Genomic DNA, 23,921 nt, shown 5'->3' with positions numbered 1-23,921 from the left:
AAACATCTGTACGATGTTACCATTCGATCAAAAATTATTGTCGGAAATCGGGAAGGAGCTGTTGAAAAATGAACAGACCATTGCCGTGGCCGAAAGCGTTACCACCGGAATGATCCAGCAAGCCATGGGCTCAATCAAAGATGCGATGCAGTTCTACCAGGGAGGTATCACTACTTACAATATTCCGCAGAAGTTCCGTCACCTGGGCGTAGAGCCCATTGCTGCGGAGAAATGCAATGCTGTTTCCGGGGCAGTAGCATCACAAATGGCCCTGGGAGTTTCTGCTTTATTTGGTAGTCACTGGGGCATCGGTATTACCGGATATGCATCTCCTGTTCCGGAATCCGGAAACCGGCTATTTGCTTATTTCGCTATTGCATTCAGGAAAAAGGTACTGGCAGAAAAAATACTGCATCACCGGAAGAAAACCGATTCAGTGGCCGATGTTCAACTGACGTATGTAAATGCAGTTTTAGCAGCATTGCATAAAGTTTTATCCTCCTAACTATTTTACGGAAAATGTAAAATGAACTATTTTTAGCTCATAACTGCCCTTTATGCCTGTTGGGAAAAGGTTGATTCTATTGGTGGATGACGACCCCGATGATATAGAACTGTTGGATGAGGCCTTCTCATTCTACCAGCCTGCACCTGAAATTATTACGGCCCAATCAGGCCGGCAGGCGCTGGATATGCTGATGAACAGGCCGGCAGATCCACTCCCTGATATCATTATCCTTGATTACAATATGCCGGACATGACCGGAGCGGAAGTTCTTGGCGCCCTGCGTAATGTGGAAAGGTTTAACCATACTCTCAAAGTAATCTGGAGCACTTCCAACGCCACGCATTACGAAAAGATCTGCAAAGAGAACGGAGCTACCCACTTTTTCAAGAAGCCAGACAAAATGGAAGAGCTTCATGCTTTGGCAGGTAAGCTGCTTTCCCTCTGAACCTGCTGGCACAAATTTTTAAGCTATTCTTTTGCCCTTTGAAACAGATCGGCACACACAAATTGCCAACCAATAACGCCCGGAATGAATAAGACTGTTCAGGATATGGACAATTCCATACAGTTGATGGAAGATAGCGAACGAAGGTTTCGGGCGCTGGTGAACGCCACTTCTGACGTAATATACCGGATGAACCCTGACTGGACCATCATGCATGAACTGGATGGAAGAGGCTTTCTTTCCGATAGCGGCCAGCCGATCAGCGACTGGCTCATACGGTATATTCATCCGGAAGACCAGCATCTGATACAATCCGCCATCGACAATGCTATCTGCCACAAGAAAGTTTTCCAGTTGGAACACCGTATAGTAAGACCTGATGGAACTTCGGGTTGGACTCTAACCAGAGCCGCTCCCGTTTTCAATGATCAGGGCGAGATCATCGAATGGTTTGGCACAGTATCAGACATCACTACCCGGAAAGAAGTGGAAGAAGAACTGAGACTAACAAGAGAGGAACTCATGGCCAGTAAAAGATTGCATGAAGCCATTGCCGGCAGCACACCAGACCTTATCTATGTTTTCGATCTCGATTACCGTTTCATCTATGCCAATAAAGCCCTGCTGGATATGTGGGGCAAAACCTGGGAAGAATCCATGGGCAAATACCTGATAGAGCTGGGTTATGAGCCCTGGCATGCAGAAATGCATGAACGGGAAATTGACGAGGTGAAAGCAACCAAACGGCCTGTCCGCGGAGAAGTATCCTTCCCACATGCCATACTCGGCAGACGGATTTATGATTACATTTTTGCACCAGTACTGGATGAACAAGGCGAAGTGAAAGCAGTGGCCGGCACTACGCGTGATATTTCCGATCTCAAGCTGGCCGAAGACGCCCTGAAACAAAGTGAAGATAAGTTCCGCAGCCTTACACAATCCTTGCCACAACTGATCTGGACAGCCAGGTCAGACGGCTTCTGCGATTTTTTCAATCTCCAATGGTATGAATATACCGGCAGTTCAGCTCTTGATTCTGCCGGTGATGGATGGACGAAATACATCCATCCCTCACATGTAAAGCCTGTATTTGAAAAATGGCAGGAAGCGATCCAAACCGGGCAATCTGTAAAAATAGAATTCCAGCTCAGGGCCAGAGACGGTAGCTTCAACTGGTTCTATGTTGTAGGTAATCCCATCAAGGATGAATCCGGCACTATTCATAAATGGGTTGGCGCCCTCACCAATATTGAAGAAAGAAAATTAGTGGAAGAAAACCTTGAACAACTGGTGAAAGAAAGAACCCATGAGCTCCAACGCTCCAATGACGACCTGCTCCAGTTCGCCCATGTTGCTTCACACGACCTTAAAGAACCGGTGAGAAAGGTAAAGATCTTTACCAATCGCCTGGAGAAAGAATTCGGACAACAAATCCCTGAAACGGCTTCAATGTACCTTAATAAGATCTATGGAGCTACAGACAGGATGAACAATATGATCGAGGGAGTTCTGAATTACTCCACCGTCACCAATCTGGAACAGGCCTACAGCGAAGTGAATCTGAATGAGATCCTGCTCAATATCGAAACAGACCTGGAAGTATTGATCCAGCAGAAAGGAGCCAGCATCCGGTATTCAGCCTTCCCCGGATTTGAAGGGGCGCCAGTGCTGATCTATCAATTGTTTTATAACCTGATCAATAACTCCCTGAAATTTGCCCAAAAGGAAGTTTCGCCAGAAATAATCATCAGCAGCCGCCTGTATCAGGAAACTGAAAAGCCACAACTGGAGATCACACTTACAGACAATGGTATCGGTTTTTCACAACAACATGCAGACAGGATCTTCAATACATTCACACGCCTCAATACACGGGACCAGTATGAAGGAACAGGCCTGGGACTGGCCCTCTGCAAGAAGATTGTGGAGAGACATAATGGCATTATAAGTGCCAGTGGTGAAGAAGGAAAAGGCTCCTCCTTTATAGTGACCATTCCCACCAAACGCTTCTGATCAAGCATAATTTTTCATTTTTCCACATTAAAATCTGAAAAAAGATACAGGTACGGTAATGCCTGTTTTTTTCATTGCCCCTATCTTTGGCCCCTCAAAAATGAAAAATACATGAACTTGAAGAAAGCCTCTCTCATCGCTCTCACAGGCTTTGTTGCGATTGCCTCCTATGCCCAGGACAATCTGGTGAACTCGCTCAATGCGAATGCCAGTGCAAAAGCCAAAGAAAAATTTGAATTCACTCCCGTGATCTCCCTCAACTGCACAGACGTGAAGAACCAGGGCAGCAGCGGTACCTGCTGGAGCTATTCTGGAAACTCCTTCCTGGAATCTGAAATGATCCGCATCGGCCGTCAACCGGTAGACATCGCTGAGATCTATACTGCACGCTGCGTTTATATCGAAAAAGCAAAGAACTATGTTCGCATGCACGGCGCAGTTAGCTGGGGCGATGGTGGCGCGCTCCACGACGTTACCAATATCTATGCAACTTATGGCGCACTCCCACAGGAACTGTACACCGGCCTGAACTATGGTACCGACAAAAACAAATTCGCTGAAATGCAGGACCTGCTGAAAGGCATGCTGGACGGCGTTATCAAGAACAGCAATGGACAGCTCACGCCCAACTGGCTCCCTGCTTTCACTGCCGTGCTTGACACTTATCTCGGAAAAGTTCCTGAAACTTTCAACTACAAAGGCAAAAACTATACGCCGCAATCCTTTGCCAAAGAAGTGATCGGCCTCAATGCCAATGATTATATCGAGCTGTCTTCTCTCACTACTGCTCCCTTCTATACACAAACATTCCTCCCCGTTCCCGATAACTGGAGCTTCAGCTACGTGTACAATGTAACACATACTGACCTCACTGATATTATCGACAATGCCCTGAAAGCAGGGTACTCTGTAGGCTGGGCCACAGACGTGAGCGAAAAATATTTCAGCTGGAAGAACGGCGTAGCGTTTGTTCCCGAAAAACCTTTCGAAAAAATGACGCCGGCCGAACAGGCTGATCTCTTCAATGGCCCTAAAAACGAGATGGCCATCACTGCCGAGCTCCGCCAGAAAGCGTTTGACAACTACGAAACACAGGACGATCACGGCATGCAGATCGTTGGCATTTCCAAAGATCAGAATGGCAGGGAATATTATGTGGTGAAGAACTCCTGGGGTTTGTCTAACGATTACAAAGGATTCCTCTATGTAACCAAAAACTACGTTCAGTACAAATCAACTGCCATCATGGTACACAAGAATGCGGTACCAAAAGGCATTGCACAAAAACTGAAATTGTAAAAAACAGATTTCTCTTTTTATGAAAAGGCCACTTCAGAAAACTGAAGTGGCCTTTTCTATTATTTGATAGATTATTTCTTAACCGAAGATCTGATTGAGCAACCCGGCAAGGTGTACGCCTCCTTTAAGCAACTGATCATTGAGGGTTTGCACATGATCGAAATTGTAGCGATAGGAAAGTTTCTGATCCGGCGTAGTGATCCCGGCATAGAGCTTTTGTGCAATATTATAGGAATCGATGATCCAGCGGCTGGTGGGTTCTGCCTGCCAGGCTTTGCGTTGTTCTCTCGTTGTATGATTGATGGCCTTTACATATTCGGTATAGCTGAGTTGCTGAAAATCGATCAGCTTCTCATCCCATATTACATGCAGGTTGGTGGGGCTATTGAACCATTGCACACGGATGCGGTTGCCACCCAGGTCTTCAAATCTTCCCACATGCATGGGCTGATGTACATCACCCACGAGATGGACCAGGAGGCGGAGGTACATGAGTTTCTTATCTGCGGACAATTCTTTCACCCTTAACTGTTCGGTAAGCCATCCGATCTTAGTATAGGCGTTTACGGTAGTATCCTGTTTCAGGTGAAGTTCGATGGCAGCTTCGGTAAGCCCTTCACGAAGATTGATATAATGCCATGGGCTGAGGTAATTGAAACTGGTGTCGGATTTGATGAAGTCTGGCCAGTTACTGGTGATGGCCATGGATTCGTTGCCAAGTATACGCTGGATCTGTTTGCGTGCTTTATTGGTCAGGTAAGAATTTGCGATCTCTGCTACAATCCTGTGCCCCAGTACGCCCCAGGCCATGGAATGCAGGGGGATATAGAACAGTATCGCTGCCAGCAATAGTTTTCTCATTGTTTTCATACATGATGATTTGCCGGGCCAAAATACAGCAAAAGCACTGATTTTGTTTCCGTCAATCCACTATAAACTGGCTATGAGGCGGGAAATGCAGGTAATTGTCCCAATCTATGGAAAATATCTTCCTCAACTTATCGGTGAGATCGGCGATGGTATTGGTTTTGGCGAGATAAAGATTGGCGCCGCTGCGATAGGCTTCCTCTATTATTTTTTTGGAAATTTCCGACGTGTACATGATCACCGGCATCTTATCATACTCGCGGTTCTTGCGGATCTCTACAATGCAGGCAATCCCGTCCTTACAGGGCATATGAATATCCAGGAAAAGAATATAAGGTAGTTTGTCTTTCAGCATGATGAACAACACATCCCCATTCTCAGCGTGCCTGAGTAAATAAGGGAATTCCAGTCCTTTTAAACCGAGATCAAAGATCTCAACATCATCTGCATCATCTTCTGCCAGCATTATATCCCTTTGTAGAGCCAAAGCACCCATATGGACTAGTTTAGATTGCTAAGATAGGATTTACAGGTGTTTTTTACACTTTTAATACAGATATTCAGAAGGGCCATCTCAATGGAACGCTTGATGAAATTGCGTAATTATTTCCCCGCCCATTGGGCCGATCTGTTTAAAGTCCCTGCTTACCCGCCTGGTTCCGGTTTTGTGCCGCAAATCCGGAACCAAATACAAGAATCATGAACAATGGACCCGATAAGAAAAAGGAAGCTCCCGGCCAACCCAATCAAAAAGGCAAAATAGAATTGCCGGGTGCAACATCTCAACCTCCAAAAAAGGAGAAGGACAAAAAGAAAGATGATGATGCAGGACCGATCGGCCGGCAGGATTATGGCAATCCCAAAAACCAATCGGGTAAGAACACTCCTCCTGAATCAGAAGATTAAATTATGTGGATAAGCAGGAAAAAAAGCACTGCGCGAAAAAAGACTGCCGCCCCGGAAAAGAAGACCGGACAACGCCGGAGTATATCCGAAAACAAAGCGCCGTTCAGCAGTTCACCTCAGGAATTGCTGCAACATCTGTCTGTACAAAAGAAAAAACCATTCCCTGAAAGTATCAGTCCGATGCTGGCATCCCTTGCATCCAAACCATTTAACGATCCGGATTGGTTGTATGAAATCAAATGGGATGGTTACAGGGCTATTACATTTTTACAAAATGGAAAAGTGGAAATTGTTTCCCGCAACAACAAATCCTTCCATGAAACATACTACCCCATCAATGAAGGTTTCAAACAATGGAAGGTAAATGCTGTACTGGATGGTGAGATCATCGTAATCAACGCGAAAGGGAAAGCAGACTTTGCCGCATTGCAGGAATGGCGAAGTGAAGCCGACGGAGAACTACGCTACTATCTCTTCGATCTGCTTTGGTTGGAGGGCATGGATATGACTGCACTGCCGCTTACTGAAAGAAGGGAAGTATTGAAAGAGATCATTCCCCTGAACGATGAGATCATTCTCTATTCCCCGGACTTTGACACCACCGGCACCACCTTCTTCAAGCAAGCACAGAAAACAGGACTGGAAGGCATCCTGGCCAAGAAAAAAGATAGCATCTATGAGCCCGGAAAGCGCACCAGGAACTGGCTGAAGATCAAAACCGAAAGAACGCTGGAAGCTATCATTGCAGGCTATACGCTGAATGAAGGCAGCAATAAATTATTCAGCTCCTTACTGTTGGGTATATACGAAAATGGAGAGCTGCAATATATTGGCCCGGTGGGCACCGGCTTCAATAAGAAAACACAGGAGGAGTTGATGCTGGCTTTCAAGCCACTTCGAAGCAAACGCTGTCCCTTCAAAGAGATTCCGGAATACAACAAACCCAGCCGCTTCCGGCCCAATCCGCCCAAAGCATCGGTCACCTGGCTAAAACCCGCCCTGGTAGCAGAAGTAAGTTACCAGACTGTTGCGCCCGGCGGCATACTCAGGCATCCATCTTTCAAAGCACTCCGGACCGACAAAAAAGCTTCTGAAGCCAAAACAGAACACGCAGTGAAACCAGAAAAACTGTACAAAAAAACTAAACAAAAAGAAAAGGATAAAACAGCTAAAGTTGTCCGGAAAACCCTGCTCAATCCAACGGATGCCACTCAGGTGCGCATCATCAACGGATCATCCTTTACCTTCAATAATCTTCATAAAGTTTTCTGGCCTGTTGAAGGGTATACAAAAAGGGATATGCTCAATTACTACTATCAGGTGGCTCCCTATATTTTACCTTATCTGAAAAACAGGCCGCAATCGCTGAACCGTTTTCCGAATGGTATCAAAGGAAAAAGTTTTTATCAGAAAGACCTCACTGCACATGCTCCGGAATGGATGAAGCTATTTCCCTATACCACCAGTGAAGGCGAACATAAGAATTTCATGGTGCCGGAGGATGAACGCGCATTACTCTTCATGGCAAATGCCGGCGCTATCGAGATGAACCCCTGGAACAGTACAATTCAAAAACCTGATCATCCCGATTGGTGCCTGATCGATCTGGATCCCAGTTCAAAGAATAGCTTCGAGCAGGTGATACAAACTGCGCAGGTCACCAAACAGGTTCTGGATGAACTGAAAGTACCGGGGTATCCCAAAAGCTCCGGCTCAACCGGCATCCATATCTATATTCCGCTCAATGCAAAATATACCTATGATGAATGCCAGCTCTTCGGTAAACTGATCGCAACGAGGGTGCATGAGATCCTTCCGGATTTTACCAGTATCGAGCGGCTCACCAAAAACAGGAAGGGAAAACTGTACATCGATTATTTGCAGAACCGCCCCAAAGCCACGCTGGCAGCTCCTTACAGCCTTCGACCCAAACCCGGCGCACCGGTTAGCATGCCTTTGTTCTGGGAAGAAGTGAAAAAAGGGTTGACAATCACTGACTGGCATATCGGCAATGCCATTGCAAGAATAAGATCGGAAGGAGATATTTTCAAACCGGTCCTCGGAAAAGGGATCGATATGAAAAAAGTATTGAAGGGATTAGCATAAGCTCACCATTTCATCCGCTTACGGATATACTTCGTCAATTCAGCTGCAATCAGCGCGTGCTCTTTCAGATCAGGATGCCAGTCGCAACCACTATTATATATTTTCGAAAAGAAATAATGGGAAACCTTTCGATCTCCCTGCACTTGCATGGAAGCAGTGATCGACTGAAGATAATTGCGTTGCACTTTATTGAGTTTCATATCAGCCATCGGACTGGTCAAACAGATCAGTTCAGCCGCAGGATAATGTCTCCGCAACGTTTGAAGGAATTCGATGTAGCGTGAGCAGAACTCCGTTGAATCCTGTACACCATCATTCTGTCCCAGGCAGATAGTTACCACATCAGGTTGGTATCGGTTGAGATCCCATTGAATGGTATCCTTGTGCAGACTGATCTTATCGAATACCTGTGGCATGGTAATTTTCATTCCGCAACAACTGTGCATGAGGCCAATACCTGAAACGGCAGTCAGTTGCCATTGTGATTGTAATGTTCTTGCTGTTATGGATGCATAACCCAGGTAGGCATTGTGCTGGTCTTCCCATTTACCTTTACCACAGGGGATCACAGATGCATCGCTGCCGGCACTGCAGGTAATGGAATTGCCGATGAATTCTATCTTCCGGATCGGAAGCGGGTCCGGGGCCAGCAAGGCTTCACAGGCGATGCCTGCAATTTCGCAGTAACCGATATTGGACTCCGTGGCTTTGCAAAACAGGAAACGGTGTGTACTTTTTTTCTTTTTTGTTTTCAATAAAATAGTATCTGAGCCTGATTTGAGTTGCAACCGGACTGGCGGCTCATCATCCATCACGATCGTAATATAATTATGATTGGAGCCCCAGAGCATTTCATCTTTCACCAGTAGCAAGGCAGAGTCGCCTTTGAATTTACCGGTGCAATACACACCCGGCGCCCAGAAGCGGGGAAGCTGAGGATTGGAGAAATCGATACGGCCAATATAATGCAGATTCGGATCAGCAGCGCTATGCCATTTGAGTTGTGCATCAGCAGAGCAGGAAATGAACAGCAAAAAAAATGCAGCCATTATTTTTGTCATCGGAGCAATCGTTGTTTGATTCTATCCGATAAAAATAATGGCTGCAGTGTTACCAGGCTGGCACTATATTATCTAATGCTGATCTTTATTTTCAGTTGACTTTCCTGTTACCAGTTCCACCAGTCTGTTCAGCACGGGTTGCTGATTGTTCTTGTATATGAGATATTGCTGCTCTCCTTTTCCTTCTGCAAAACTGGATTTGCCATCAGCCTCGATTGTGATCATTCCTTTCGGCGAAAGATCGAACCAGGCTTTTTCAGGTTCAACAGCATACAGTACGGATGTCAGGTCCCAGGTCTGACGCTCATAGGGCATTGAATCATAAGTAATGTAAGACATCACCAGGGGATTGGCATGACCGCCTTCGAAATCGTTCCCGATGCTTTTTGCCGGGTAACGGAACTTATCCCCGATCTCGAAGCCACTGGCCACTACTGGTACCGGACATTGCGCAAATAATACTTTCGAAGCTTCCAGGTCTTGTACAATATTCCATTCAGGGAAATTGAATTCGTTGGTGTACACACCTCCCATTACGGATACCAGTTTCACTTTTTGTTTTACGAGGTCTATCCCATTCAGCTGGCTGTGCTCATCGGCGCCGGATTCCAGCAGTCGCGCTATATTGGTTTCAGGTCCTACCACCACCAGTACCACAGATTGATCAGGAGCTTTTGCCAGCAGCTGGCGGATCAGCTTGTAACCTTCCGGCAGGCTATCGGCTATGCTTCGCTGTGGGAACAGCAATTTCTTACCATCGATAGTAGTATCCAGCGTGGCAGGTACATACCGGCGCGGCTCGGGATTCACGCCATTGTACGCGTATCCGAGAGGGATATCTGCATGGCCGTGCAAGCGGCAGTAACCATCGATATAGTCGATCACCCGGGGATAAGACTTGCTGATGGTGATGCCAAGCAATTTCACTTTTTGTTTTTTCTCGTAATCGAACAACATCTGCAAGGCAAGCACATCATCGATATCATTACCGATATCGGTATCGAAGATCACGGATACGGGGGCAGGCTTTTCTTCTTTGGGGTTGTTATTACAACTAACAAACAGGAATGCTGCAAATGCGAAACTTGAGAATATTTTCATAAAGCCATTTTTTGTTTAATCGAAGTGTGGCCAGTCGCTCGCCTCCCGGCGAGCGACTGGCCACAGCTTGCTAATAACTTAAACTCGTATCTGATTGAATATCGCTGATGTTGGAATTGGGCACAGCAAAATCCTGTACATCCTGCCCAACACCAATCATGCCCAGCGCAGTGTAACCACCCGCCAGATAACCGCCATTCGCAAAGCGAAGTGATGGCTTGTTACCGGCAGGATCATTCACGCTCAGTGCCAAAATATATTTCCCCTTCGATACGCCATTCAGTTTTATCTGCTGATCTATAACATATACAGGAGCAGCGATACTATATTGCTGTTTGGCTTCGTCCCATTCATCGCCGGGCATCCATTTACTGATGTCCACTTTTTTCAAGGTACTGCTCCAAACGGGCTGTAGTGTGCGCGGCTCCAGCAATACTACTTGCACCGGCCATTTGTAATAGAAAGGTGAAGAGCCGGTATTGGTAAGATCGAAGCGCAGGTTGAGCATTTTTCCATTATCCACCCTTGGTGAATATTGGGCTTTATTCAATACAAAGCGATAACCCATTGCTTTTTGAAGCACGCCGGCAGTGGCCATGAATTTTGGTTCATCGAAATTGGCCCAGGTGATGCCACCCAGATGATTACAATGCAAATTACGTATCTGCTTCATCGTTAGTTTGAAGAACTCAGGGTCCAGTACCACCTGTTCAAAGCTTTTGAATTTGCCGAGTGTTCCCCAGTTCCAGGTGATCTCCCCGCCAATAGGCTGTGTTTTCCAGCGATCGCCGAGCTTGCGCATTTCTGCATAGCCACGTACATCCTCATCGGGCTGGCTCCAGGAGTCCCAGTAGATGCCGAATTCATAATTCTTGAATTCGTAGGCATAGCGCACCATCACTTTTTTATTTTTGAAAGCTTTGGTGAATGCATCGCCCAGCACTTTTTCCATGCCAGGTATCCAGGTTCTGTTAACTACATGATCAGGTTCATCGTGGGGAGCCCAGTAGGTAGACAGATCAGGATCATGATGTTCACCCCATTCGCCGATGATGCCCATCTCCACGTAAGCCACACGGGGATCATTGTCCCAGGCTTTGCCGATCTTCTCCACCAGCTTCTTCACGCGTTCAGGGAACGCAGGATCGAAATAGCCGCCGGTTATGGGTTTGGTCTTGTCGGCCGGGTCAACGTGGGCGCCCCAGTTCCCAACATTCTGCTTATACGGACTGCTTTCTTCGGGTATACCATTTGGCCAATGAGTTCCTGTAAGATCATCCGGATTGTTGGGATCCTTGGGGCGCCCACCATGCCAGGGCTCTACCCAAACGAGATAGACTCTCGGAATTACTTTCATGTTCATCGCCTCCATTCCTTTCCAGCGATGATTGCTGTATGCAATTATTTTATCGATGCCATCATCGGCATCGTTCTCGATCATATTCCACTGCATGTATTCCTTGATGATGCTTCCATAAGGGTACGGATAGGAAGCACGTATCTTATCTACTCCAGGCTGGAAAAACTCCCGGAATCCTTTCATGGGATTTCGGAAGGCGGGCTGGTACTCGCTCAATTGCACTTGTACCATACCGTTATTCAGCATAGCCGTATTGGGCTGTGCAATGGCTTGCTGGAACAAAACAGACAGGCCCAGCGCGGCAGAGATATTCTTTATTGTAAATAGCATGCCTGTTATTGTTTTTTGTATTTCAGGGTACGGTCATCTTTCATATCGCGAAAATCGGTTTCCGGAATTTCATAGTTCTCCAATTCCTTATTGATGCCGATATAGCCCATCGGATGACGGCCACCGATAAAATAATTCTGTACCGCAAAACGTAAAGAAGGCTCCATGCCTGCAGGATCCAGTACGGAAACGGCGATCACATATTCTTGCTCCGGCAGGTCGGTATCCAGGGTGATCTCTTTTTCGATATTATGAACAGGCGGCGCGATCCTGTACTTGTTCGTGGATTTATCCCAGTCGTCTCCCGGCATCCATTCTGAAATGTTCACGCCATCGAGCGTCTGGCTCCATACTTTCTTTTTGGTACGCTTGTTCAGCAGTGAGATTTCCACGGGCCAGTTGTAATAGAAAGGAGAGGAGCCGTTGTTCACCACTTTGAAAGAGACTTTGAACGGTTTATTCTTTTCTATTTTTCCAGGATAGGCGAAATCAGATAACACATAATTGTAACCCATCGATTTCTGCAGCAATTCCGCATTTACCTTGAATTGCGTATTGTTGAAATCCGCCCAGGTAATGCCGCCAAGGTGATTATTGTGAAGGTTGCGGATCTGCTCAATCACAGTTGTTCTGGTGGCGGCATCGGCCACCACTTCCTCGAATGTATGGAATTTGGAAAGGCCACCCCAGTTCCAGGTGATCTCTCCGCCGATGGGTTGGGTTTTCCATCGGTCGCCGAGTTTTTTCATTTCATCATAACCACGAACCTGTTCTTCGGGCTGACTCCAGCTGTCCCAATAGATGCCGAATTCATAATCTTTGAAATCATAGGCATAACGCACCATCACTTTCTTATTCTTGAAAGCAGATGTGAATGCATCGCCTAATGTTTTTTCGATACCAGGTACCCATGTCCGGTTGGCAACATGTGCGGGCTCATCATGCGGCGCCCAGTAAGTGCTGATATTGGGATCGTGTTGTTCGCCCCATTCGCCGATGATGCCCATTTCCACGTAAGCCACGCGCGGATCATTGTCCCAGGCTTCGCCTGCTTTGGCCACCAGCGCTTTTACGCGGTCCTGGAATGTTGGATAGTAATATCCTCCGGAGATCGGTTGTGTGGGATCGGCCGGACGAGTTTGTCCGGGTATATCGGCGGGCCAGTGCCAGCCATTGAGATCATCAGGGTGATTGGTATAAGTATTCTTGGCTACACCTCCGTGCCAGGGCTCCATCCATACGATGTAAATGCGGGGGATCACTTTCATATTGATATCCTCCACGCCTTCCCAACGGTGATTACTATACGCAATGATCTTATCCACCCCGTCAGCTGCATTGTTCTCCAACATATTCCATTGCATGTACTCTTTGATGAGGGTGCCATATGGATAGGGATAATCAGCACGTTTGGGATCAATGCCGGCCCCGATGAATTCGCGGAAACCTTTCATAGGGTTGCGAATGGCGCCGGTATATTCAGATGGATGCACAGTAACGATACCGTTGGCTACTTCCACTTTCGGCTGCACTTCCACGTCAGGAAATGTTTCAGCCCCGGGTTTCTTGCAACCGGTAGCCAGCAAAGCAAAGGAGGCCACTGCCAGGCTATTCTTTATGATCGAAATTGATTTCATTGCTTAGTTTTTGACAGGGATTAATAACCTGGATTATTGTCTTTGATCGCTTCATTGGCATCCATCGCTGCCTGTGGAATGGGATACAGCACATGATAGTCCTGGATCTCGATATCCATCCGGTCTTTCAGGTAAGACTTCAGTTTACCAAAGCGGATCAGGTCAAATCGGCGCAGGTGCTCGAAGCAAAGCTCATGCAGGCGTTCCTGCAAAACCACCTCTGCAAACTGCGCTTCAGTGAGGTTATCCGCAGCTGTGATCTCATTGATATTTGCACGGCGACGCACTTCATTGAGTGCATCGTATTTGGCAGAGGACGCATCCTTGATAGCATTCAATGCTTCCGCCTTCATCAGCAATACATCGGCATAACGGATCAGGATGAAGTTGAGGTTATCATCTTCGATCACATTTCCGAATTCAGGATCCCAGAATTTGTTATTGGTAGCAGGCGATTGAGTAACACCGTTATAGGTAGTGAGGAAGAAAGCAGCTTTACGCTTATCATTGGCAGCATAGCTGTTGTATACATAATTGGTTGGACCGAATCCGCCCCAGCCACCGAAATTGGTGGGACCGCCCACACCGCGTGGCCCCAGTAGCTGTGCTGGATGCTGCCTTCCAGTCCCCAGGATCCGGAGTGGCGGAACTGCACTTCGAATATATTCTCGTACTCTGCGTTCTTGTTCTTCGGATCGAAAATATCTTTCAGATTATTGTACAAATGGAATTTCCCGTTGAGCTTATTGCAATAAGGGAGCGCTTCTGCCGGCTTACCCCATTGCAGGTAGATACGAGCCAGGAAGGCAGATGCAGCATAAGTTGTAGCGCGTCCTTTATCAGCAGCATTGCTCCAGGTGGGAGGCAAAACAGCTTCCGCATCTTTCATATCCTGTACTATCAACTGGTACACTTCATCGGCAGTGGCACGGGGCTTCATGATCTCGCCATCGATGGAAGATTTCACCCAGAGGGGAACGCCGCCGTACATTTTTACAAGATCGAAATAATAGACAGCGCGTAGGAATTTCGCCTGTGCAATCATCAGGTCGCGGGTACCGGCATCCACCACTCCTGATGGCATATCGATCACGGCATTGCTTCTCTTCACCCCTTCATAGCAGACACGATAATGGTCCTGGAAGAAAGGATGGCCTGCATTGAAAGTGTACATTTTCAATTCCGAGTAGGCGGCCCAGCCGAGATCGTAGGGCTCCACTTCATCGGTACCGAATTCACCGAGCGTAATGGTATACTTTCCCACAAACAGGCGCTGCATGGCGCCATAGGCGGCATTCAGGGTCTTCTGCCAGTCTTCCGGCGTATTGTAAGCATTCTCCGGCGTCTGGATACTGCGCGGATCTTCGGTCAGGAACTTTTTGCAACTGCCCAGTGCCAGCAAGGCAACTATAATGATGAAATAATTCTTTTTCATATCGCAATTGATTAAAAGTTGATGGAAAGGCCAGCCATGAATGTTCTGGCATTCGGGTATGGATTGGTGTTATCTCCGGACTCCACATCAAAACCGGTGAAGCGCGTCCAGGTATAAGCATTCTGAACGGAAGCGTACACACGCATACCGGTGGCTTTGATGCGGCGCAGGAAACTGTCGGCTGAGAAATTATATGCCAGCTCTATATTGCGCAGTCGCAGGTAATCTCCTTTTTGCAGGTTGGCATCGGTGCCATCGCCATTGGCATAAGCGCTTCCCACGCGGGGAGCAGGATAACGCATGCTGGGGCGGGTGGGCGTCCAGTAACTATTGTAATAATCAACACTCATATTTCCCCAGGTATTGAAAGAGTTCAGGTAGCGGTTGAGCGAATTGTTGATCATATGTCCGCCTGCATAGGTGAAGAAGGCAGACAACTCGATGCCTTTGTACTTGAAGGTATTGGTGAAGCTGCCATAATATTTAGGAACAGCTACGCCGGCAAAAGTTCTGTCGTCTCCATTGATCACGCCATCATTCTTCAGATCAACGATCTTCCGGTCGCCGGGTTGTGCATTGTATTTCGCTGCCTCTGCCGCATCTTTCGTCTGCCAGATGCCATCGGACTTCAGCATGTAGAACACATTGATCGGCTGACCTACAAAGAGTGATTTGTTCACATCCTGTTTGCCTGCATAGAGCGCAGCGATCTTGTTCTGGTTGTAAGAGATATTACCGGCGGTAGTCCAGGTGAAATCCTTTGTGTTGATGTTCACGGTGCTGATGGAGAATTCAATTCCCTTGTTATCGATCTGCCCGATATTGGTGAGTGAATTATCGAATCCTGATTCGATGGGCAGTGGCACCAGCCAGAGCAGGTCCGTTGTTTTCTTATAATAGGCATCGATGGTACCGGCAATACGGTTCTGGAAGAAACCGAAATCAAGACCGATATCAAACTGATTGGCTTTTTCCCAGGTGAGGTTGGGATTGGAGATGGTATTCTGCACTGATCCCGTAGCGAGGTTGCCACCGAAAACATAATCAGACCATTCGCCGCCCTGGCTGATAGTAGCTGCATATGCGTAATCACCAATATTCTGGTTACCGAGCTTACCGGCACTCAGCCTGAGTTTCAGCTCACTCACCACATCGATATCCTTCATGAAGGACTCCTGTGAGATCCTCCAGGCCAGGGCCGCAGAAGGGAATACGCCCCATTGCATACCCGGCGCAAAGCGGCTGGAACCATCTCGTCTCATGGTCACCGTTAGCAGGTAACGACTGTCGAAATTATAGTTGACACGGCCAAAGTATGAAGTGAGCGTGGAGGCAGAAGCGTAAGAGCCGTTGGGTCCGTGGTTCTGCGCGCCACCGAGATTATTGTAACCGAGAATAGGAGAAAGATTCTTTGAATCGGCTGTTGTGCTTTCGTAATCATATTTCGATGCAGCAAATCCGCCCATCACGGTGAACCTGTGCTGCTTACCGAGATCAAAAAGGTAGGTAGCGGTATTTTCCGTTTGCACATATCTTTTCTTGCCATTGAATTTTACGGCGTGGCCACCATCGGGATAATGCTGTCCCATCCTTCCATCTTCATAAGAATTCACATTGAAGAACTCCAGTTCGCCGCCATTCTCTGAACGGATCTTTAAGTTTTTGATGGGCTCTATTTCAAAATACACAGAACCCACCGCGCGTGTTTTGGCAGTGTTCTTATCCATCAGGTCAACAATCGCAACAGGATTGGCTTTTGTATTGAGGAAACCGTCGAAATATTCTCCGTTAGCTGTATAGATAGGAGCAGTAGGCTGGGAGCTGATGGCGCTGAACATGGTGCCATAGCCAGAATCATCTTCTTCATTGATATTCCTGAGTTTGGATTCGATCACGTTGAAGCGGATCCCGGATTTCAGCCAGTCGGTGGTTTGTGCGTCCATGTTATAGCGGAGCGTCACTTTCCGGAAAGAAGAATTCTTGATGGTTCCGATCTGATCATAAAAATCAGCGCCGAAGAAATGCGTTACTTTTTCGTTACCACCGGAGATGCCAAGATTATAGTTGTTGAATCGGCCGTTCTGGGTGATAGCATCCTGCCAGTCTGTACTTTCACCGCGACTGAGCTGTCGAAGTTCTTCGGAGGTCCAGCTATAATCAGGGATGGCTTTCGATGCCAGCTCATAGTATTGCTGTGCATTCATCATGTCCTGTTTATTGAGCATGCGCTGTGTACCACCGTTGATATTGAGGGTAACACGTCCGCGGCCTTTGAGTCCTTTTCTTGTGGTAACGAGGATCACACCATTGGATCCGCGAGAGCCGTAGATGGCGGCAGAGCTCGCATCTTTCAATACTTCGATGGACTCGATATCTCCGGGAGAAAGATCCTGCAATCCGCCTTCTACCGGCATCCCATCCACGATATAGAGCGGACCGTTGCCTGCTCGGAGTGAGCCGGAACCGCGGATCACCACGGAAGCATCGCCGCCGGGCTTCACTGATCCTGTTGTAACAAATACACCTGCCGCCAGGCCCTGAAGCGCGCTGGTGGCGGTTCCTACCCTTGCGTTCTTGAGTCCATCCGGTTTGATAGTAGCTACGGAGCCGGTGAGATCGCTCTTCTTCGTGGAACCATAACCGATAACCACTACATCGTTGAGGTCAACGGCTGCACGGATCAGTTGTACATTGATGGTATTGTTTGCTCCGATCACAATTGATTTCGTGACCATGCCCGTGTGGGAAAACTCGAGGGTCTCACCTTTCGATGCCTGCAGGTTGTACCTGCCCGAAGCATCGGTACTGGCGCCACGATTGGAATTCTTGATGGTTACAGAAACACCGGACAACGGGAGGTTACTTTCATCGGTGACCAGCCCGCTGATCTTTTCCTGTGCATGCACCATAACGGTAATGCACAAACAAATGGCTATAAAGAAAATTTTCTTGTACATACGCTGTATGTTGGAGATGAATGGAAGTCAGTTACTCGAAAGATCAGAATGCGCGGATGGCGCGAATACCGATCTGCCAGCCTTCTTTATCGGAATTGCCCGAAACGATCTGGGTGGCTTCATAGAAGTTCACATAGAAGGCAGACCAGCCGGCGGCATCGCCATCGCCCTCACTGGAGCTCCAGTAATTGTTGGCAGGTACAGATGCACCATGGGTTCCCAGCATGCTCTTCACTCTGAACATTTCGATCAGCTCCTGCTGGCTGGGAAGGAACCAGTCGTCGTACACATCGCCGTTGACAGTTACGCTCAGTTCATCGCAGAGCTCGGCGGCTGTTTTCTTTCCATTCCAGTTGGAAAAATTCTGACGGAAGCTGATCATCTTCGCAACCAGTTTGGAGGTATTGGTCTTCCCGGCGCCCAGGTCCTTGCTGGTGCCCGCTGCATAAGCGATAGCGGCAGATGGACCGAACTGCTGCGTGGGAGTTCCTGTATTGGATTTGTTGACGATATAACCGTGAAGCTTATTGTTGTCCGTATAATACACTACACCTCCGCCGACTTCATCGCCAACGCTCACCTGAATTCCGATAGTTCCCAGGATGGTTTTGCGTTGTGTACCTCGGGTTGCGATTACGGTATTCGCACCATAAGCATCTGCAGGTAATTGAAAGCTGATCCCTTCAGGTGTAACAGAGGTGGGAATGGAGATCACTTTATTGGCGGGATAGAAAGGCGCTGTGAGCTGGATCATATCGCCTGCTTCGAATCCTTCAGCTCCGATACTTACAGTGGCGCCTGCAGCAAATGGCATGGCGGGCATTACAAGATCTTCCAGTACGATCACGAATGGAACCTTCAATTCTCCGTCGAGTGTGGTTTGTTTACCGGCGCGCTCGATGGTTACCGTGTACACACCGCCTGCATCTGCCGGCACCATGATCACCATGGCTTCATCGGTTACACTTAACAGTTGTACTTCGGTCATTTTTTGCTCATCTTCGATGAACACTTTATCGGAAGGGTCGAATCCCAGTCCCCTGATAGTAGCAGGTCGGCCGGGCATTACATCGTTCTCGCCGGGGAAGATCACTTTCTTGAGGATCGGGGCGATGGGAACAGGAGCGGGATCATCGTCTTTTTCACAGGAGCTGAAAACAGCTGCCAGCAAGACGCCGATCAGGCAAATCGTTATCTTTTTCATATAGCAATCGTTTATTTGATTCAGGAGTTTAAACTATCAGAGACCTGCTGCAATCACCAGTCCCAGTCCTATTACAAAGAGGAGGAACATGGCAGCGATCAGGTTTTTCACTTGTTTGGAACTTCCGGCAAATTCTTTCCAGATCAATACGCCCCATACAGCGGCCACTAACGTTGCCCCCTGTCCCAGTCCGTATGAAATAGCCGGACCGGCTTTCCCTGCCGCGATCAGATTGAAAAGATTTCCGAGGGCCCAGATGGAACCGCCCAGTATGCCGATAAAGTGTAAGGATAAACGGCCTTTGAAATATTCGGTGTAACTGATGGACGCTCCTTCCAGCGGGCGCTTCATCATGATAGTATTGAACAAAAAATTACTGAGCAGGATGCCTGCGGCGAAGATCACGGAAGCCGTGTAGGGCGTCATTTTGCTGGCTTCAGGATTTACGAAATTATCCAGGTCCATACTTCCCGCAACAAATGGATAGAAGAAAGACATCAGCAATCCGGCAACGATCGACAAAACAATTCCTTTCGCTCCTGCTTTGGAAACTGTGGCCGATTTTTTCCTGTAAGCGATCGCATTGAGAATGATGGCCAGCGATACCAATGCCACTCCGGCAAAAAGTAATAACGGATCACCTTTCTGATGGTTCGCATAATTGATGATCACACCCACCACCAACGCCAGGCCGATACCTACCGGAAATGCAACAGACATTCCTGCAATGGCGATAGCAGAGCTCAGCAATATGTTAGCGAGATTGAAAATAATTCCTCCCAGCAAGGCGCTTCCGATATTGGCGCCGGAAGCCTGTTGCAGATCAGGCAGGAAGGAACGGCCCTGCTCCCCGGTACTGCCCATAGTGAGAGCTGCGAGCAGGGAAAACAAAAAGATACCGATCACATAATCCCAGTAAAACAATTCATAGCGCCATTTTCCGGCAGCGAGTTTTTGGGTATTGGCCCAGGAGCCCCAACACAACATGGTGATGACGCAGAACACAATGGCCAGGGGATAACTTTCAACAAAAAACATATGACAGCAATTAGTAGGGTGAGCGATTAGTTCACGGAATTGGGACTGGTGAAATTGAGTTGCACAGCCACCAGTTCATTGCGATGCGGAATGGATGACTGTGCACCCAGCCTGGTCACAGAGATGGCCGCTGCTTCACAAGCGAAGCCTACAGCGGCTTCCAGCTCACGACCTTCTGCCAGCGCAACAGCCAGTGCGCCGTTGAACACGTCGCCTGCTGCGGTGGTATCCACTGTTTCCACTTCGCGTGTCTTCACCAGGTTGATATTTGTGCCGTCGCAGATCACAGCGCCGAGCGGGCCCATCGTTACCACCACATTCTTCACGCCCATATTGCAGATGGCTTTTGCTGCACGGCCTGCGGAATCGATATCGGTTACTTCCATTCCTGCCAGCATACCTGCTTCCGTTTTGTTGGGTGTGAGGATATCGATCTGCGCCAGCATCTCTTTTGGCAGACTCGCTGCAGGTGCGGGATTGAGGATCACTTTCACATTCCTCTCAGCTGCATAAGCAATTACATGCTGTACCGTAGTGAGCGGAATTTCCAATTGCAGCAATACGATACCTGCAGATTCAATTTCGCGCAGGGCGGAAACAATATCTTCATCGCCGAGATAAGCATTGGCGCCTGAAGCCACTACAATACTGTTCTCGCCTGCTTTGTCAACCGTGATCAATGCAACGCCGGACGGACGCTCATCATCAAACCTGAGATGGGATGTATCGATGCCTTCACTGCTGAACAGTTGTGAGAACTGTTTGCCGAAAAGATCATTACCGAGTTTGGAGATAAAAACAACTTCGCCACCGAGACGGGCTACTGCTACTGCCTGGTTGGCCCCTTTGCCACCGGCATTCATGAAGAAGGATCCGGAAAGAACAGTTTCACCGGGTACGGGAATATGGTCTGTCTTCACCACCATATCCATATTGGAGCTGCCTACCACTACAATTTTGCCTGATTTCATATAGAGCTGATTAGTAGAAAAATCGAATCGTTAGGAACCAAATGTATTGGTTGTTTATGTGGAAGAACGCACCAAAAAAACGATCAATTGGGAATCCTGAAATCCTGTTATTTCATTATTATACTTTCTAACTATTTGAAAAATAGAATATTATTGAATACCATTTTGCTACAATTCCTTATTTTTAAGATGAAAATACACACGTATGTCCCTGCTGCCTGCCATCCGCCTGGTACAATCACTATCGGGTCCGGAGAAACGATTTTTCAAGCTCAATACCCGTCAGCAATCCGGTCCGCGGGATTACCAGGAGCTCTTCGATATTATTTGTAACGATGGCCCGCAACCGGAAACCATCATCCAATCTTTCAAGACTGCTTTTCCCAAAAGCAATATCGATAATACTGCACGGTACCTACTACGCATACTCACGGATTGTCTTATTCAGTCGCGCGTACAGAAAGATGGATTCTTTCAATTGTTCCAGGGCATCATGCGCGTAAAAGTGCTGCAGGAACGGGCATTGCCGGAAGAAGGCTACAAGGAACTGAAACGCATACGCGAAAATGCAAGCCAGCACCAACAATATTTTATCGAATACCTTACGTACAGGTATGAGCTGGATCACCTGTCCGGTAGCGGCTTTTCGGGCGTCAGCGATAACCAGCTGGTTCAAACGCAGATGAAGGCCAAAGAGCTGCTGAAACATGTGAACCATGTGCAGGACCATCATTCACTTTTTGAATTGATGAAGTACAGGCTGCTCCACGCCGGTCAGATACTTTCCGATGAGCATCGCAAAAAGCTCAATGATCTTATGCTGAGCGAAATGATCCTGATGACAGGCAAGATGAAGAATAATTTCGCCGCGCAAAAACTGCACCTGTTATTCCAATCCTATTTTCTTACCAATGTGGGCGACTTCCCTTCTGCGCTTAAGACATACCGTGAGCTCAATAAATTGTTTGAAGACAATCTTTCATTGCTGGATCATCCTCCCCTGGATTATCTCTCTGCGCTGGATGGCATCATCACCAGCCTCTGTATGCTGAAGAATTATGATGAGATCGATTATTATTCCACCAGGCTGGAGCAATTGTTCCAGCAGCCTTATCCTGAATACTTCAAATACCAGCTCCGAAAATCCATGCTGGCGGCCAGGCTGGCCATACTCACCGCCCGTGGGCAATATGAAAATGCCAGGCAATTATTGCAGGACAGCGGTAAAGACCTGGTTACTGCCTATGCAATGGTAAATGAAGAAAAGCAATGGGAGCTTCATTTCTACGCAGCACTTGCGCATTTCGGTAGTGGCGATCTGAAGAAAGCACACAAATGGCTTGGCGAAGTAATTCAACTTCATAAGCCACAACCCACGCTGCTGATCTGCAAAGCAGCCCGGCTCCTCAACCTCATCATTCACTTTGAGCAGGGAGATACAGAGTATATTGATTATGAGATCCGCAGCTATAGCCGCTTCTTTCACCGGCCGCAATCGCCCAGATTACAAACAGAATTGCTGTTGCTCAAACTGCTACCTTCTATGCCAGCAAGAGGGAAACGTTTTGTAATACCAGCCGCTCTCAAAAAACAATTGTCAAAAATAGAACTACTGCAAAACGATAAATATGAACAACAGTTACTTCGGTACTTTGATTTTGCAGAATGGATGAAACAAAGCATGCAACCGGTCAGGAAGCAATGAAGAAGGCCCATTATTAGAAGAGTTTGCAATAAATATGTCGCCGGTTGCGCGTAACTTTATACAAACTCGATACTATGCAAAATATCCTTGTTCCTGTTGACTTCTCTCCTGTTTCACGGAATGCCGCCATCTACGCAGCTGAACTGGCAAAACAATTCAATGCAAAACTGGTATTGTTCCATGCTTATATGTTACCCACTCCGGTGAGCGAAGTACCTTATGTAATGGTTACGGCAGACGAGATGCAGAAAGAGAATGAAGCGCTGATCAAAAAGGAAGCAGACCAGTTGCATGATACCTATAAGATAGAAGTGGAATGGCTGGTGCAGATCGGTATCGCTTCAGACGAGATCAAACAGCTGGCCAAAGACAAGAACTCCGATATAATAGTAATGGGTATGAAGGGAGCCGGCGGGCTCGACAAAATCATCGGCTCCACCACTACCAATGTGATCCGCAAAGTGAAAGTGCCTGTACTGGTGATCCCGGACAAAGCTACATACCAGCCCATACAACATATTACATACGCCTACGACCTCAATGACCCTTCCGGTCCGGCTCTCTTTCAACCACTGCTCGACCTGGCCGCAAGCTACCAGAGCCGGTTCTCGCTTCTCCATGTGCAGAGCCCTTCCGAGGCCAAGGAAAATTCCGGGGCTGGCAAAACCGCGCTCGAAGCCATTTTCAATGGCAGGCAAGTGACCTGGGTAACAACCGAAGACTCCAGTGTAACCCGCGGGATCAGCGAATATTTATTGCAACATCCGGCGGAACTGCTGGCGATGATCGCGCACAGACATAATTTTTTCGAGCGGGTATTTTCCAAAAGCCATACCACCGCCATGGCCTATGAAACCAGTATCCCACTGCTGATTTTGCACGACAAGGAATAGTCAACCCCATTCTGAAGCCCCAGGATTCTCCAAAAAAGCCATAAAATTCTGATGCTTAGCCCATCTTTTTGGGTTATTTGCCTAA

At 47.6% G+C, this 23,921-nt stretch carries 20 protein-coding genes; 8 read left to right on the top strand and 12 right to left on the bottom strand.

Features of this window, described 5'->3' with window-relative positions; translation table 11 throughout:
* Positions 1 to 13: 13 nt before the first annotated feature.
* The 4 genes from FSB84_RS10090 to FSB84_RS10075 all read left to right on the top strand — a co-directional run bounded on the left by FSB84_RS10090 (position 14) and on the right by FSB84_RS10075 (position 4,265).
* Positions 14 to 505: a CinA family protein gene (locus FSB84_RS10090; protein WP_158643831.1), complete on the top strand. Its 492-nt coding sequence runs from the start codon at positions 14 to 16 to the stop codon at positions 503 to 505.
* 52 nt (positions 506 to 557) lie between these two features.
* Positions 558 to 953: a response regulator gene (locus FSB84_RS10085; RefSeq protein ID WP_130541682.1), complete on the top strand. Its 396-nt coding sequence runs from the start codon at positions 558 to 560 to the stop codon at positions 951 to 953.
* Positions 954 to 1,037: 84 nt separating this feature from the next.
* Positions 1,038 to 2,966 (top strand): PAS domain-containing sensor histidine kinase, encoded by a 1,929-nt coding sequence (locus tag FSB84_RS10080; RefSeq protein WP_130541683.1) that lies wholly within the window; start codon positions 1,038 to 1,040, stop codon positions 2,964 to 2,966.
* Positions 2,967 to 3,077: 111 nt separating this feature from the next.
* Positions 3,078 to 4,265 carry a C1 family peptidase gene (locus FSB84_RS10075; RefSeq protein ID WP_130541684.1) on the top strand — a complete coding sequence of 396 codons (1,188 nt, stop codon included), beginning with the start codon at positions 3,078 to 3,080 and terminating at the stop codon, positions 4,263 to 4,265.
* Positions 4,266 to 4,343: 78 nt separating this feature from the next.
* Here the strand turns inward: FSB84_RS10075 and FSB84_RS10070 are convergent, their stop codons facing one another.
* Both FSB84_RS10070 and FSB84_RS10065 read right to left on the bottom strand, forming a co-directional pair.
* Positions 4,344 to 5,135 carry a S1/P1 nuclease gene (locus FSB84_RS10070; protein ID WP_130541685.1) on the bottom strand — a complete coding sequence of 264 codons (792 nt, stop codon included), beginning with the start codon at positions 5,133 to 5,135 and terminating at the stop codon, positions 4,344 to 4,346.
* 52 nt (positions 5,136 to 5,187) lie between these two features.
* A complete protein-coding gene (locus FSB84_RS10065; protein WP_130541686.1) occupies positions 5,188 to 5,628 on the bottom strand; it encodes a response regulator in 441 nt (146 codons plus the stop codon).
* Positions 5,629 to 5,831: 203 nt separating this feature from the next.
* Between FSB84_RS10065 and FSB84_RS10060 the strand changes: the two genes are divergently transcribed.
* Together FSB84_RS10060 and ligD are read left to right on the top strand one after the other, a co-directional pair.
* Positions 5,832 to 6,038, top strand: coding sequence for a hypothetical protein (locus tag FSB84_RS10060; protein ID WP_130541687.1), 207 nt, complete (start codon positions 5,832 to 5,834; stop codon positions 6,036 to 6,038).
* A gap of 3 nt (positions 6,039 to 6,041) precedes the next feature.
* On the top strand, positions 6,042 to 8,144 hold the full coding sequence (gene ligD / locus FSB84_RS10055; RefSeq protein WP_225980038.1) for a DNA ligase D: 2,103 nt from the start codon (positions 6,042 to 6,044) through the stop codon (positions 8,142 to 8,144).
* A 2-nt stretch (positions 8,145 to 8,146) separates the two neighbouring features.
* Here the strand turns inward: ligD and FSB84_RS10050 are convergent, their stop codons facing one another.
* The 10 genes from FSB84_RS10050 to rbsK form a co-directional block, all read right to left on the bottom strand.
* Positions 8,147 to 9,193 carry an SGNH/GDSL hydrolase family protein gene (locus tag FSB84_RS10050; protein WP_158643830.1) on the bottom strand — a complete coding sequence of 349 codons (1,047 nt, stop codon included), beginning with the start codon at positions 9,191 to 9,193 and terminating at the stop codon, positions 8,147 to 8,149.
* Between the two features lie 84 nt (positions 9,194 to 9,277).
* Entirely contained in the window at positions 9,278 to 10,306 is a 1,029-nt protein-coding gene (locus FSB84_RS10045; RefSeq protein WP_130541689.1) for a nucleoside hydrolase, read from the bottom strand.
* A 70-nt stretch (positions 10,307 to 10,376) separates the two neighbouring features.
* The gene (locus FSB84_RS10040) at positions 10,377 to 11,996 is read right to left on the bottom strand and encodes a DUF4832 domain-containing protein (RefSeq protein ID WP_130541690.1); all 1,620 of its coding nucleotides are present in this window, start codon (positions 11,994 to 11,996) and stop codon (positions 10,377 to 10,379) included.
* A gap of 5 nt (positions 11,997 to 12,001) precedes the next feature.
* Entirely contained in the window at positions 12,002 to 13,633 is a 1,632-nt protein-coding gene (locus FSB84_RS10035; RefSeq protein ID WP_130541691.1) for a DUF4832 domain-containing protein, read from the bottom strand.
* Between the two features lie 20 nt (positions 13,634 to 13,653).
* Positions 13,654 to 14,043, bottom strand: a complete 390-nt coding sequence (locus tag FSB84_RS30995) for a RagB/SusD family nutrient uptake outer membrane protein (RefSeq protein WP_225980037.1) — start codon at positions 14,041 to 14,043, stop codon at positions 13,654 to 13,656.
* Positions 14,040 to 15,068: a RagB/SusD family nutrient uptake outer membrane protein gene (locus FSB84_RS10030; protein ID WP_225980036.1), complete on the bottom strand. Its 1,029-nt coding sequence runs from the start codon at positions 15,066 to 15,068 to the stop codon at positions 14,040 to 14,042. Before FSB84_RS10030 ends, FSB84_RS30995 begins: the two co-directional genes overlap by 4 nt.
* 11 nt (positions 15,069 to 15,079) lie before the next feature.
* On the bottom strand, positions 15,080 to 18,025 hold the full coding sequence (locus FSB84_RS10025; protein WP_207234265.1) for a SusC/RagA family TonB-linked outer membrane protein: 2,946 nt from the start codon (positions 18,023 to 18,025) through the stop codon (positions 15,080 to 15,082).
* 43 nt (positions 18,026 to 18,068) lie between these two features.
* A complete protein-coding gene (locus tag FSB84_RS10020) occupies positions 18,069 to 19,229 on the bottom strand; it encodes an IPT/TIG domain-containing protein (protein ID WP_130541693.1) in 1,161 nt (386 codons plus the stop codon).
* A gap of 36 nt (positions 19,230 to 19,265) precedes the next feature.
* Entirely contained in the window at positions 19,266 to 20,267 is a 1,002-nt protein-coding gene (locus tag FSB84_RS10015) for a GRP family sugar transporter (RefSeq protein ID WP_130541694.1), read from the bottom strand.
* Positions 20,268 to 20,293: 26 nt separating this feature from the next.
* Entirely contained in the window at positions 20,294 to 21,238 is a 945-nt protein-coding gene (gene rbsK, locus FSB84_RS10010; RefSeq protein ID WP_130541695.1) for a ribokinase, read from the bottom strand.
* 205 nt (positions 21,239 to 21,443) lie between these two features.
* On the opposite strand from rbsK, the gene FSB84_RS10005 reads away from it, so the two are divergent.
* Positions 21,444 to 22,943, top strand: coding sequence for a hypothetical protein (locus tag FSB84_RS10005; RefSeq protein WP_130541696.1), 1,500 nt, complete (start codon positions 21,444 to 21,446; stop codon positions 22,941 to 22,943).
* A gap of 74 nt (positions 22,944 to 23,017) precedes the next feature.
* A complete protein-coding gene (locus FSB84_RS10000) occupies positions 23,018 to 23,836 on the top strand; it encodes a universal stress protein (RefSeq protein ID WP_130541697.1) in 819 nt (272 codons plus the stop codon).
* Positions 23,837 to 23,921 lie beyond the last annotated feature (85 nt).

This window comes from Pseudobacter ginsenosidimutans (assembly GCF_007970185.1).
In the GTDB taxonomy this organism is placed as follows: Bacteria; Bacteroidota; Bacteroidia; order Chitinophagales; family Chitinophagaceae; genus Pseudobacter; species Pseudobacter ginsenosidimutans.
This window is presented reverse-complemented; position numbering and strand designations above follow the sequence as displayed.